Origin of the sequence: Saccharicrinis sp. GN24d3 (assembly GCF_052400645.1) — a bacterium.
Classification (GTDB): Bacteria; Bacteroidota; Bacteroidia; order Bacteroidales; family Marinilabiliaceae; genus Saccharicrinis.
In genome coordinates, this window is sequence record NZ_JBQTGI010000010.1 from 23,236 (window position 1) to 35,436 (window position 12,201).

Here is a 12,201-nt window from a genome sequence, read left to right on the forward strand (position 1 = left end):
CAAAAAAAGGCTAACCCAAAGGAAAGCCTTGCATATTAAATTGTATAAACTGTATTAGTTTTCACCCAAGAACCTTTCCGCATCCATGGCAGCCTTACATCCTGAACCGGCAGCTGTTACGGCTTGACGATATTGGTTATCCATAACGTCGCCGCAAGCAAACACTCCGGCAACATTAGTTTTTGCTGTGTTAGCAATGGTTTGAATATAACCCACTTCGTCCGTTTCTAAATAATCTTTGAAAATTTCGGAATTAGGGGTGTGTCCAATAGCCAGAAAAAACCCATCAATAGCAACATGTACTTCTTCCTGGTTTGGCTCTCCTTTATTAATATATAAGTCAACGCCCTCAACTACGCCATCTCCTGTCAACCCTTTGGTTTGATGTTTCCATAAAACCTCTATTTTATCGTTGTCAAATACTCTTTGTTGCATGACTTTTGAAGCTCTAAGCTCATCCCTGCGCACAATCATATAAACCTTTTCAGCTAAACCAGCAAGGTACAATGCCTCCTCGCATGCAGTATCGCCACCGCCTACTACGGCAACTTTTTTTCCTCTGTAAAAGAAACCATCACATGTGGCACAAGCGGAAACACCCGAGCCGGCATATTTTTGTTCATCTTCAATACCTAAATATTTGGCTGTAGCGCCGGTGGCAATAATTACCGTTTCAGCTTCAATCACTTTGTTTCCGTCCACTGTTATTTTAAATGGACGTTCCGATAGGTCGGCCGCTGAGGCATATCCGAAACGAACATCAGCACCAAAACGCTCAGCTTGTTTTTTCAGGTCTTCCATCATTACCGGACCCGAAGTACCCTCAGGATAACCGGGGTAATTTTCAACTTCGGTAGTTGTTGTTAACTGACCTCCAGGCTGCATTCCTTCATATAAAACAGGGCTTAGGTTAGCTCTGGAAGCATAAATAGCGGCTGTATATCCGGCAGGTCCTGAACCGATGATTAACACCTTCACTTTTTCAGTTGCTGTTACTTCTTCCGAAGCGTTTTTATCTGATCCTAAATCCATTTTTTCAAACATTGCCATAATTCTATCTATATTTTATTTTTATTCATTTATATATTTACATTTCTACATTTCAAAATTAATGCCTTTTTGGAATAAAGCAAATAAATTAAAATTTGTCACCAAAAACACTGACAAAAATACATGCGTAAGAATTATTTCAAAAAGATGGTGTACGTATCAACTGCCAATCCTGCAACTACGCCAATCCCATTATTTATATTGGTAAACACGTTTACCGGTTCAAATATTGGGTAATCCCTGAACGCTTCTTCTTCAATAGTTGACCGAAGGAATTGGTAATATTCGGGAGTTAGTGTATATAAATGAATGACTAAACGAGAGGGGATGAGTTCAGAATTAGTATTTAAATATTCTTCGGGTATCAAAAAGCTAACTTCATAACTTTGTCCGTTAAATAAATGGTCGGTAAAAGTTCCTTGAAAATCTACATCCGTTAAAAGAACCGATTCATCGTCTCTAATTAAAAATACCTTGTCTTCTTTTATAAAGTCTATCGTTTCTATTGTGCTTGATTGAGGTGAGGAAACAACATCTTGTATATAATCAACTCTTACCTGGTAATAGTTTTCGTCAGAAACCGGATCATTCAGTTTTAAAGTACACCTTAACATTTCTTCATCATCGCCCTCCTTGTTGGCATATGAAGTGCTCACCGTATCCAGGCTTTCAATTGGAACTTGTTGCGGGATTGTGGTACTTCCAATAATGCTGGTGCCATCGTTGAGTAGGTAGCTGATGATGTAGTTTTCATGGGTATTAGAGGTGATTTCCGGCAGGTTTAACCATTTTTCTCCGAAAGGATATTCTCCAGAAGCTACCTCTGTTCCATTTACGGCAATTTTATACTTTAGTCCTTGAATTCCTTTGTAGTCACTGGTTGTCAGAACATTTGTGGAATAGCTGGCATGCAGTTTCAATGTGCTGTCGGGCATGGGGAAAGCATACATTACGACCTGAGATTCTTGATTGGTCAATTGATAATCCAATTTTTTTTCGCAAGCCACCAACAGAAGCAAACAAAAAAGTACTGTCAATGAAATTGATATGTTATAATATGGTTTCATCCTGCCAGGATTAAAATTTTAAAGTATAACGAATATAAGGAAGGGGTACCGGGAATATGCTCAACTGCTTAAGATGTCGGGTTACTTCACCTGTATTCTCATCTATATCGGTTGAAAAATATATTGAAAAGGCATTTTGCTGACCATATGCATTATATAACCCAAAACTCCATGTTCTTTGGCCTAGCTTGTTTTTCTTTTTAAAATTAACGCCTACATCTAACCTGTGAAATTTAGGCATCCTGTAGTTATTTATGTTTCCAATGTATTCTGAATAGGAGGTGTTAGATTCGCTCTGCGTTCCTTGTGTTGGAAGCACTGGCGTATAAAATTTTTGCGATGGCAATGTAACTGCGTTTCCTGTTCCAAAGGACCATGTTAAGGCCAGGTCAACTTTGTTGTTAAATTTATAGTTGCTGAATAAACCCACACTATTACCCCTGTCATTGGCCGAAGGAAAATCTTTCCCATTATTTATCAGACTATACCTTTGTCTGGATTTAGAGAGCGAATAACCTATCCACCCGGTCAGATCACCGGTTTTTTTGTGCACCAGAAGCTCTATACCTTCGGAATACCCACTTCCATATGTTAAATCATCTAATGCGTCTGGATTATCATTTATAACGGACCTGTTATACACTGAAATCAATAGATTTTTATAATCTTTCGAATACCCTTCAACCGTTAAGTGGAACCCTTGCCGCCATTGCCATTTAAATCCGAGCGCCAACTGATTGGCATGTTGCGGCGCAATATTGCTGGTTACCGGAATCCAAAGATCGGTGGGTAACGAAACGGATGAGGAACCTAGCAAATGCATATATTGTGTCATTTTTGAAAAGGCCGCTTTAATAGCAAATTTAGGGTGCAGTAATAATCGTGCCGACACTCTGGGTTGCACTGAATGATAGGTTTTATCCTCGGTGTTATATATTGAGGTGTGTACTCCCAAATTAACCTTGAGGCTTTGACTAATGGCAAAATCATCCTCTACGTATAAAAACATTTCCTGACCGTAAACTTTGTCGCCACCAATTGTTGAATCCAGCACGGTAGTCGTATTTTGGGTTCTGCGCAGAACATCGGCACCGGGATTAAAGGTATGGTTCGTATAGGAAGCTCCAAACCGTACATGATGTCTGGGATTCATAAAATAATCGAAATTGGCCTTAAGCATTACATCTAATATTCCACTGTGATATCTCTGCTCAAAGTAGTTCCAAATGCCAGGTGTGATGGAGTGCTCTTCGTAGCCCACAAAATACGAATAGTTGCTAAAGGATAAAGATATATTGGAAAATAGCTTTTCGTTATGAATTTTGTTCAAACGCAATGAACCGACCGCATTGCCCCAGCCCGAATAACCCTGATCATTAATGTTTAGCGTTTGGTCTTCATCGGCAGGCTGGTTAGGGTCGCGTACTTCGTTGAAATTATATTTCGAAAAAAAACGGTCCCTACCACCATAATAACTTATATATAGCTTACTTTTTTCGGACAATTTGTGCGTTATTTTTCCGTTGGCATCATAAAAATAAAAAGCCGTACGGGTATTCTGTTGTGCCTGAAGGGGCAAGGCAAAAACATCGAAATATGATCTTCTTATCGAAAAGCTAAACGTGGTTTTATCTTTGTACAATGGGCCGTCCAAGGCTAGTTTAGATGACATCATCCCTAAACTTACCGTTCCGCCGATCTTTTCATTATTGCCATCTTTCATTCGTATGTCTATAACCGAAGACAACCTACCACCATAGCGGGCGGGAAAGCCTCCTTTGGTTACCGAAATATTATTAAGTGCATCGGCGTTGAATACGGAGAAGAAACCGAAAAGGTGGGAGATATTATAAACAGGAACATCATCGAGCAGGTACAGATTTTGATCCACCCCACCACCTCTTACAAACAGCCCGCTGACACCCTCGCTGCCACTGTTTATTCCAGGTAAGAGTTGCAGGGTTTTAATAACGTCCACTTCGCCAAGAAATGAAGGGAACTTCTGGATTTGCTCAACCGGTACATTAATCGTACCGGTACGTGTGGTATTGATACCCTCTTTGGAAATAAAACCCACTATCGGCACCTCTTTTATTTGGGTATTGTACAACAAATCGAAATTTATTGTTGTGTCTTTGTCTAGTGCAAAGGAGTGTTGTACCGAATGATAACCAACAAAAGAGCAATTCAGTATAACATCTCCTTTGGGGAGGGTTAAACTATAAAAGCCAAAATTATTGGAGGTGGTTCCTTCCCATAATACTGCGTCGTAAATAGAAGAACCGATAAGGATTTCTCCATTTTTAATGTTTTTTACGAAACCGCTAATAACAAATTTCTCCGTCTCTTTGGGGCTTTTCGGAAGGATTAGTATTTTTCTTTTTTTCTCGGTTAGTTCTATATCACATGCCGCAAATACCTCGTTTAAAAAACCTTTTATTGTATTTCTGTTTGTAGTAAGCTGAATAAAATCGACAATGCATACCTTATTGCTATAGCCGAACGAAATATCTGTTTCAGCTTCTATGGCATTTAAAATTTCGGAGGTGGAACCACTATCGATGTTTATAGACACAAACTTATCCAGAATTGATTGTGCAAGCACACATGCTGTGCTACTGAAAGCAAGAAGCATTACTGTGATGTATATTCTTATTGTGCGGGATTTGATCATTCAGATATTAATGAATCCCGTAAAAATATGGATTTTTAATCAGAGACCGTCAAGGTTGCACCGTCAAATGTTATTTTTTTATTGAAATGAATTTGCAGCTCTGCCAAAATATCTTGTAAGCTTTGGTTCCTAAACGAAGTAGTAACCTTGGTACTTAGATCTTTGGTATTTATTTTAACCACTTTGATTTCCTGGAAGCTTTTTTGTAATTCCTTACAAATATCTACCAAATTGGCTTGGTTGAACTTCAGGTGTTTTGAACACCAATAAATATCGTTTTCTGTTTCGCCATGTTCCTCTACTAAAATACCGCCGCTCAATACAGCTCTTTTTCCTTTGGTCAACTGTAATTGCTTGTCGTTAGCAGAAATATTTACCTTTCCTGAAATGACGGAAACAGCTACCTCAGAACCATTTTCCTGTATATTGAACTCGGTTCCCAACACTTGCACCAATAGGCTGCCTGCCTCTACGTTAAACGGAGTTTTATTATGGAAAACTTCGAAAAAAGCTTCCCCGTTTAGCTCAATATCCCGCGATTCCGAAGATGCGATGTTATTCGGATAAATGATTTTACTGTATTTGTTAAGCGTAACTTTTGATCCGTCGGGTAAGGTTATTGTATGAATGGTTGAACTGCTTTTATGGGCGCTTAATCTTCCGAAACCGGGAACGTTCCAAAATAAAACACCTGAAATTGCCACAAACATAAGTGGGATAAATATGGCGGCTATTTTTCTCGCAGATATACTAATTCTTTTAAGGTTATTTCTTTTCTTTTTATTTTTCCCAATTTTGTCGCATACTCGTTTCCAGTCTTTTTCAACATCTATTTGGCTGAAAACATGCAGGTTCTTGCTTTTGACCCATGCTGACTCCAGCTGCTCAAACTGTTCTTGGTTTTCAGCCGCGTCTTTTTTCCAAACGTCAAGTTTACACAACTCATCGTTTGTTATATCCCTGGTTAAGCATCCAACGATATGCTGAATCATATTTTTTTTATTCTCTTTCACTCTCCCTGCAATATAAAATAAAAACGGTCAAAAAATATAAAGTATCAATGAAAATGCATCATGCCAAAAATATTCTCTAACTCTTCGTTTTCTTTAACTTCAGCTATTTCTGGTTCTTTATTCGTATGAACGCTATTTTCAATTTCGTTACCTTGAATAAGTTCTGCCAATAATTGAAGTAAAAATTCCATAATAGTGATGTTAAGGTTTATTTTTGTTTTATTAAGACAACTGATTATTGTTGAACACGTACAAAAAATATTGAATACAGGTTTATTTAGAATGAATCTTAACCATGGAGTAGGATTTTGAGAAATACACAGGAGAGTGAAATAACTACAACGGTCATGTGATCAAAAAGTTTTATTCTTATTTTTTTTAGTGCATTGCTAATTTGAGTTTCAACAGTTCTCTTCGAAATATTTAGCTCCTCCGCAATGTCGGCATTTGATTTTCCGTCGAAACGGCTCATTTCAAATATTTTTTGACACTGCTTTGGTAATGAATTAATAACATGATAAATTCTATTTTCCAATTCCGTCTCTTCCATCAGATCCTTAAATTCTTGGTGATGTTCTTTTCGTTCCTCAAAGATGTTAGAATGATGCGTGCGAATAGTTTGTTCCCTTTTTAGATAATTTAAGCAACGGTTTCGGACAGATTGATATAAATGTGCTTTTAATGAGGTATGAATTTGTATGTTATCTCGTTTTTCGTAAAAATTAACAATAACCTCTTGGACTATATCCCGCGATTGATCAAGGTCATAAACCAATTTACTCGCAAATACAACCAACTGTTGGTAATAACGCATGAAAATCTCTTGAAAGGCTTTTGAATCACCTGAAGATAATCTTTGTAATAGATCTTTGTCTTTCATGCTGCGTTTTAAGTCAGTTGCAAAAATATTAAAAAATGGTTGAACAAAAATAAAAATGGTATCAACAGTAATTATTTGTGGTTGAACTTAGAAATTTTGGTTATAAGACAACAAAAAATATGAAAGGTTGCATGCGAATATTAAAATAATAAAGACAAAATGGTATGTATTTGATAAAGAAACAGGTTAAGGGTTTTTGTAACGAAAAGGAAATATTTTATGTTGTAAGCTTTATTAAAAGATTAAGTTTTTTATATATTTGCAATCCCTAATGCAAGAATAGTACTAATTTTTTCGGGATGTGGCGCAGTTCGGTTAGCGCACTGGTCTGGGGGACCAGGGGTCGCAGGTTCAAATCCTGTCATCCCGACAACTTACTCTTCAAAGAAAAACAAATGCTCGTAAAACCTACTGTTTACGGGCTTTTTTGTTTTTGGCCATATCAATTTAAACCAAAAAACACCAATGTAAATGCGACCTATTCGGTTACACAGAGTTGAGAAAATTATTTAAATTTAAAGAAGGTATGACGGCTTTAACAATATCTTTTGGTCTGTTTTTTTTCTGAAGAAACTAAAGGTAAAAGGAAGTAAAGTTCCTGTTTATTTACTTATTACAGTGGATGGTAGGGGTTGTGTAATTTTACTAAAGAGGTACATTAATCCAGAAAAATGGGATAATTGGAAAGGAAAGCAAGAGGTAAAAGTGACGAGATTAGAATTTTTAATTCACAGTTGGAAAAAATTCATGAAGATATCGTTAACCGTTATCAGGAGCTAATGGCTTTAAAAAGTGTTTTATGTTGACGATGTGTGAAGAATTCCTGCTTTGACAAGGTATCGAATCTAAAATTCCTGTGGTGCTGGATAAAGCGATCACGATGCTGCATGAAAGGATTTATCTCGATAAAAACAGAGCATGGATCATTATCTGGAGGGCTGCCGACGGGACCAGTCCAAATAATTAATAGAAACAAAGTGTTGACCGATTTAATTAATCTGGCTCACGATTTACATGGTACAGGATTGGTCGTTCCTGCATTTGATAATTCACGTTTCAATCCGGATAATGTATTGGAGGTTCGTCATGAGCATTGCAAGTACAATAAAACAAGGCATTACTGAAACGAGGCATAACTTGTCCCGATTACTTTCAGGAGCATCGTTCTGGTGAGTTGAAGTGATGCAACGAAGTGTCTTGTTTTAAAGTAATTTCAATGTGTAATAGGATTTCTAATGTATATTGCGGGTTCAATGCGAAAAGCATTACGGTTAAAATAAAGATGATCTTTCCAAGGTAGTGGATGTAACTAGGTGTAAATGAATTTTAGTGATGGAATGTTCTCTGGCCTGTTGACTCTTCTGAAATGAAATGGAATGTGGCTAACGTCAAGCCATTGATATTTGCCGAATTTGGTTGTGAAAGTTTGTAAGGAAAAAAGGTGATGGCGAAAAGGTCTATTCGTGGAGCTTAGGTAATCAGAAAAACCGGTATGAAAAGAATCGGGGCGTGTTTAAAAATATTCAAAATTTCTGCGGAACCACTCCATGGGCGCTTTTCGATTTTCGTTCACTTTATCGTCGTCACCCAAGCAATCAGGAAGGCTGGCACCGGAAAAGACTCTTGTCGGATAAAAGGCAGCACAAAAGGCAGGGGATGTGATGCAAGAGTATTATGTTGGGATTAAGTAGAGAATACATCTAATAGTTTATTAGATAATATACTATCTGTTTCCACTCGTTTCCCAATCGATGTACTAAAGGTCTGTCAGTATCAAGTGCACTTTGGTCTTGGATGACAATTTAGCCTTTGTTAATCCGATACTTTAATTATTCACATACACCTTTTTACCGTATCTGTTTACTGTACTTAAGCTTGTAAAACTAATGTTGTTGGTTTACTGCATTAATAATTAATGATATACTTGGTCGATTCATTGCTCCCATATTACACATGCTTTATTGACCCAAATAGACAGTGGCTTTTAGTTAATTCCTGATAGTTATTTTAAAGTTTGAATGATATAAATACGAGATAATTAGTTTTACTCGTTGCTGGTGTACTTATGGTCGTAAACGATATAGATTTTGCTCAATAAAAGCAACCCAACAAATTATGGTGGTTAATCCCGAGCCACCGTTACGATGCCATCCATGCATTTCTTAACAAAATGCTAATATACTATGAAATGAGTAGGCTGGGATATGTAGAATCACCCAACATTGGCCGCCTAACCAAGTAGGAGACTAACTTCTTAAATAAAAGGCATGAGTTGGATTGGGGATGGGAAGTTATCAGCCTGTGAACTCTATATGCATAAGCACTTAGATAATTTCGCCAATTATAATTCTCTTTTCGAACATCAAAAGTCACGCTTCGGTTTATATTATGCAGGCAATACAATCACCGAAATAATAAAAACACACTTGTTTTAAGGCAATAACCCCCTCTGAATATCCGGAAGGGGTTTGTATTTTTAGAACATTGAAAAATGAATCGATTAGATAATGAAAAAAGTCCTATTTGCCACTTTATTTTTTTTAGCCACCTACTTATCTGCGCAAACAGTTTTTCAAGAAGATTTTGAAAATTTGTCCACAGGTACCGACCTAAGCACACAAGGATATGTGTTGACAAAAGGCGATGCGTATACCGGCAATGTTACGTCTGTTGTTACAGAAAGTAATGGGAATAAATTTGCCCATATGGTAGCGGATGTAAATGCCGGTGCAAAAATGCAAATGGCCAAAACCATAAATGTAGAATCCGGTAAGACTTATTTGTACAGCTTGGATAGCAAAGGTCCTTTTAAAAGGCAGCTACGCGTATTGTCTACAAGTGACGATATAATAGCTTCTTCTGCAGATTATAAACCAGCCAACGATACCGAAGGACAAGAATGGAAAAACCTGGAAGTTAGCTTTGTTGTGCCTTATGGAGCTGCACAGGTAAAAATCGCCTTGTATCATTATTGGTCGGGAACGATTGATATAGATCATTTTAAAGTAGTAGAATCCATCCGGCAAACAGCTTACTATTTAAGCAGTTCAGAAGGGCATGATGATAATGCAGGTACCAAGGCGGAGCCTTGGCTTACGTTGGATAAAATTAGTGCCACCACCCTAATGCCAGGTGATACCGTTTTATTTAAAAGTGGGGATGAGTTTAAGGGACATTATAGTGTCAATGGTTCCGGAAGCGAAGATGATCCTGTTGTAATTACAGCGTATGGCGAAGGAGAAAAACCTATTATAAACGGACAGGTTGGAGCCGAAGCGGGTGGCGACTATCAGGAGGCGATCAGGATAGAGAATTGCGGCAACATAATATTTGATGGGATAGAGGTGAAAAACGACCGTTTGGTTGCCAGGTCCGGAGTAAAAGATACCGATGCCTTTGGTATTTCCATTCATAATAGCAGTGATAAAACCATGAAAAACCTGGTTTTTCGTAATATTACCGTCAGAGATGTTTTTGCCGTGCAGCCCATGCTTAGTCCCGAAGACTTTGATGCTATCCAGGTTTCCGGTATCAGGTTTACCAGTGCTAAAAATACAGTGGCCGGTAAGGAAAAAAACATCAACGGGGTTATTATTGAAGACAGTTATTTTACCAACCTACAGCGTTTAGGTATCCAATTTAGAGGAGGTGGAGGAAACGAAGGTATTGGCAACGATTCCATCAACCGTATCATGAATGTGGTTGTGCGTAACAATGAATTCTCCTATAATGGCGGAACAGCAGTGTTGCCCAATGGTACCTACAACTGCCTGATTGAAAACAATATTTTTGATCATCCCGGAGCATCTACAGACCCTCGCATGCCCGCTCGCGGTAGTTCGGTATGGAACTACAAGGCAATGAATACCGTGATACAGTATAACATGTGCTTAAGTACCCGAGGTTATCTCGATTCCTATGGTATTCATATTGATAAGCATAATACCAATACCTTTGTTCAGTACAATTATATGGACGACTGTATTGGCGGGTTTGTTGAAATTTTGGCTAACAATATAGATGCAGTTTACCGTTTTAATGTGAGTGTGAATAGTGGTTTTAGGTATACCGAAGGAGTTTCGGACTGGAAAGCAGGAAGTAGTACTGTTTATATTTATTCTGACCGATGGGTTGATAGTGGCTTGATGTTAAGCGATGGTGTATATGTATATAATAATACAGTAGTTATTGATAAGGAATTTACCACCACCTTTAATGTAGATGCCAAAAATATGTTTATTTATAACAATATTTTTTCATCCACCAATGGCGCTACTATGGGGCATTTGCAATTTTCAGTAAGAGACAATGACACCCCGTTTACAATGACCAATAACCTTTATGAAGGTAACGTTAATACCGAATGGGTAAACATGGATACCAATCCTGTAGAAGGCGATCCGATGTTTACAGGTACCGGTGCTGATAAATTGGCATATCAACTGAAGGAGGGTAGTCCTGCTATCGATAAAGGAACTAATATTACAGGTCCAGTAGTTATAAATGCAGGATATGGCGTTTTTAAAGATATAGCTCCTTATCCAACAGTCGATTTTTATGGAAATCCTATAAATCTGGAATCCGGGAAAGTAAACATTGGGGCTTATAACGGCAAACCAGAAGACGTTTCGGTAAATGATAATATATCCTCGCAAAACAATTGGTTGGTTTATCCAGATTCAAGCTGTTCTAAATTTCAAATTATTAGTAACAGCGATTATTCAGGAAAGTTAGAAGTTTCATTAATTGATTTGAGAGGACAAGTCGTTAAAAAAGAACGGAAAACAGTAAATCCTTCCAATCGAGAATTTGATATGAGTCTGGGTTCGGCTGTTTCAAGCGGAATTTATATCCTAAATATAAAAGGAGAAGGATTGTCGCATACTAGGAAGATGGTGTTACAAAGGTAGAAGGTAAAAATAAATACATCATGTAAAAAACGCTTCCCCGGCATAGAGCCTAATGCGATTAACTTTAAGAATGAACAATGTTTGTACTCTCTCATATTTCAATAAAGCCCAACGGGCTTATAGACCAACATAGGGCATCGACCTATGGATAGCACCATGCAAATAACTGCCCCAATGCGGGCAAAAGCCAAGTTGGTTTGTAGGCTATTGAAACGGAGTGCTATTAGGGTTGACATCAAAAGTCATAAATATTTTGATCAAACTTTAAGTTGTAAGGCCTTATATATGGTTCTTCCTTTGGTCTTGAGACCGGGGGAAGTACCGCATCGCAGATGCGGGGATAGGGGTTACATGCATACCTGCTTTGCAAATTGTAAGTTCTGCAGTTAAGCAATATCAGTTTCGGACATCTTCTTTTGGAAAATTTAAAATACCCCCTTAATTAGCTTATTTTTATATACAATGTTTAACCTGAATCATATTAACCTGCATTACCTTGACCGAAGTACCTATTATTTTTCCGCTTGTATAGTTTTTGATTAGAAATCAACAGCGGGTTTGCTACTACCATTAATTACTTTTAGGATGTACTAAAACAATCTTTATT

Annotated in this window: 9 protein-coding genes and 1 tRNA gene; 4 read left to right on the top strand and 6 right to left on the bottom strand. The window is 37.7% G+C overall.

Annotated features, from left to right (window positions below; genetic code table 11):
* Nucleotides 1-54: 54 nt before the first annotated feature.
* From trxB to ACT29I_RS12965, 6 genes are all read right to left on the bottom strand, one after another.
* Nucleotides 55-1,050 (bottom strand): thioredoxin-disulfide reductase, encoded by a 996-nt coding sequence (gene trxB, locus ACT29I_RS12940; RefSeq protein ID WP_430936749.1) that lies wholly within the window; start codon nucleotides 1,048-1,050, stop codon nucleotides 55-57.
* Nucleotides 1,051-1,184: 134 nt separating this feature from the next.
* Nucleotides 1,185-2,117, bottom strand: coding sequence for a DUF4249 domain-containing protein (locus tag ACT29I_RS12945; protein ID WP_430936751.1), 933 nt, complete (start codon nucleotides 2,115-2,117; stop codon nucleotides 1,185-1,187).
* A gap of 10 nt (nucleotides 2,118-2,127) precedes the next feature.
* On the bottom strand, nucleotides 2,128-4,752 hold the full coding sequence (locus tag ACT29I_RS12950) for a TonB-dependent receptor (RefSeq protein ID WP_430936753.1): 2,625 nt from the start codon (nucleotides 4,750-4,752) through the stop codon (nucleotides 2,128-2,130).
* 74 nt (nucleotides 4,753-4,826) lie between these two features.
* Nucleotides 4,827-5,804, bottom strand: a complete 978-nt coding sequence (locus ACT29I_RS12955) for a FecR family protein (RefSeq protein WP_430936755.1) — start codon at nucleotides 5,802-5,804, stop codon at nucleotides 4,827-4,829.
* Between the two features lie 44 nt (nucleotides 5,805-5,848).
* Complete coding sequence (locus ACT29I_RS12960; RefSeq protein WP_430936757.1) at nucleotides 5,849-5,995, bottom strand: hypothetical protein; 147 nt, start codon at nucleotides 5,993-5,995, stop codon at nucleotides 5,849-5,851.
* Nucleotides 5,996-6,093: 98 nt separating this feature from the next.
* Entirely contained in the window at nucleotides 6,094-6,684 is a 591-nt protein-coding gene (locus ACT29I_RS12965) for an RNA polymerase sigma-70 factor (protein ID WP_444793628.1), read from the bottom strand.
* A gap of 295 nt (nucleotides 6,685-6,979) precedes the next feature.
* Between ACT29I_RS12965 and ACT29I_RS12970 the strand changes: the two genes are divergently transcribed.
* The 4 genes from ACT29I_RS12970 to ACT29I_RS12985 all read left to right on the top strand — a co-directional run bounded on the left by ACT29I_RS12970 (nucleotide 6,980) and on the right by ACT29I_RS12985 (nucleotide 11,594).
* A tRNA-Pro gene (locus tag ACT29I_RS12970) sits at nucleotides 6,980-7,054 on the top strand.
* Between the two features lie 194 nt (nucleotides 7,055-7,248).
* Nucleotides 7,249-7,464 (top strand): hypothetical protein, encoded by a 216-nt coding sequence (locus tag ACT29I_RS12975; RefSeq protein ID WP_444793711.1) that lies wholly within the window; start codon nucleotides 7,249-7,251, stop codon nucleotides 7,462-7,464.
* A gap of 107 nt (nucleotides 7,465-7,571) precedes the next feature.
* Nucleotides 7,572-7,808 carry a hypothetical protein gene (locus ACT29I_RS12980; protein ID WP_430933843.1) on the top strand — a complete coding sequence of 79 codons (237 nt, stop codon included), beginning with the start codon at nucleotides 7,572-7,574 and terminating at the stop codon, nucleotides 7,806-7,808.
* A 1,383-nt stretch (nucleotides 7,809-9,191) separates the two neighbouring features.
* Nucleotides 9,192-11,594: a T9SS type A sorting domain-containing protein gene (locus ACT29I_RS12985; protein WP_444793629.1), complete on the top strand. Its 2,403-nt coding sequence runs from the start codon at nucleotides 9,192-9,194 to the stop codon at nucleotides 11,592-11,594.
* Nucleotides 11,595-12,201: the final 607 nt, after the last annotated feature.

What these genes read in the sequence shown, in the direction of transcription:
- trxB (WP_430936749.1), bottom strand. Translation starts at nt 1,050, where the DNA reads ATGGCAATGTTTGAAAAAATGGATTTAGGATCAGATAAAAACGCTTCG.
- ACT29I_RS12945 (WP_430936751.1), bottom strand. Translation starts at nt 2,117, where the DNA reads ATGAAACCATATTATAACATATCAATTTCATTGACAGTACTTTTTTGT.
- ACT29I_RS12950 (WP_430936753.1), bottom strand. Translation starts at nt 4,752, where the DNA reads ATGCTTCTTGCTTTCAGTAGCACAGCATGTGTGCTTGCACAATCAATT.
- ACT29I_RS12960 (WP_430936757.1), bottom strand. Translation starts at nt 5,995, where the DNA reads ATGGAATTTTTACTTCAATTATTGGCAGAACTTATTCAAGGTAACGAA.
- ACT29I_RS12965 (WP_444793628.1), bottom strand. Translation starts at nt 6,684, where the DNA reads ATGAAAGACAAAGATCTATTACAAAGATTATCTTCAGGTGATTCAAAA.
- ACT29I_RS12980 (WP_430933843.1), top strand. Translation starts at nt 7,572, where the DNA reads ATGAAAGGATTTATCTCGATAAAAACAGAGCATGGATCATTATCTGGA.
- ACT29I_RS12985 (WP_444793629.1), top strand. Translation starts at nt 9,192, where the DNA reads ATGAAAAAAGTCCTATTTGCCACTTTATTTTTTTTAGCCACCTACTTA.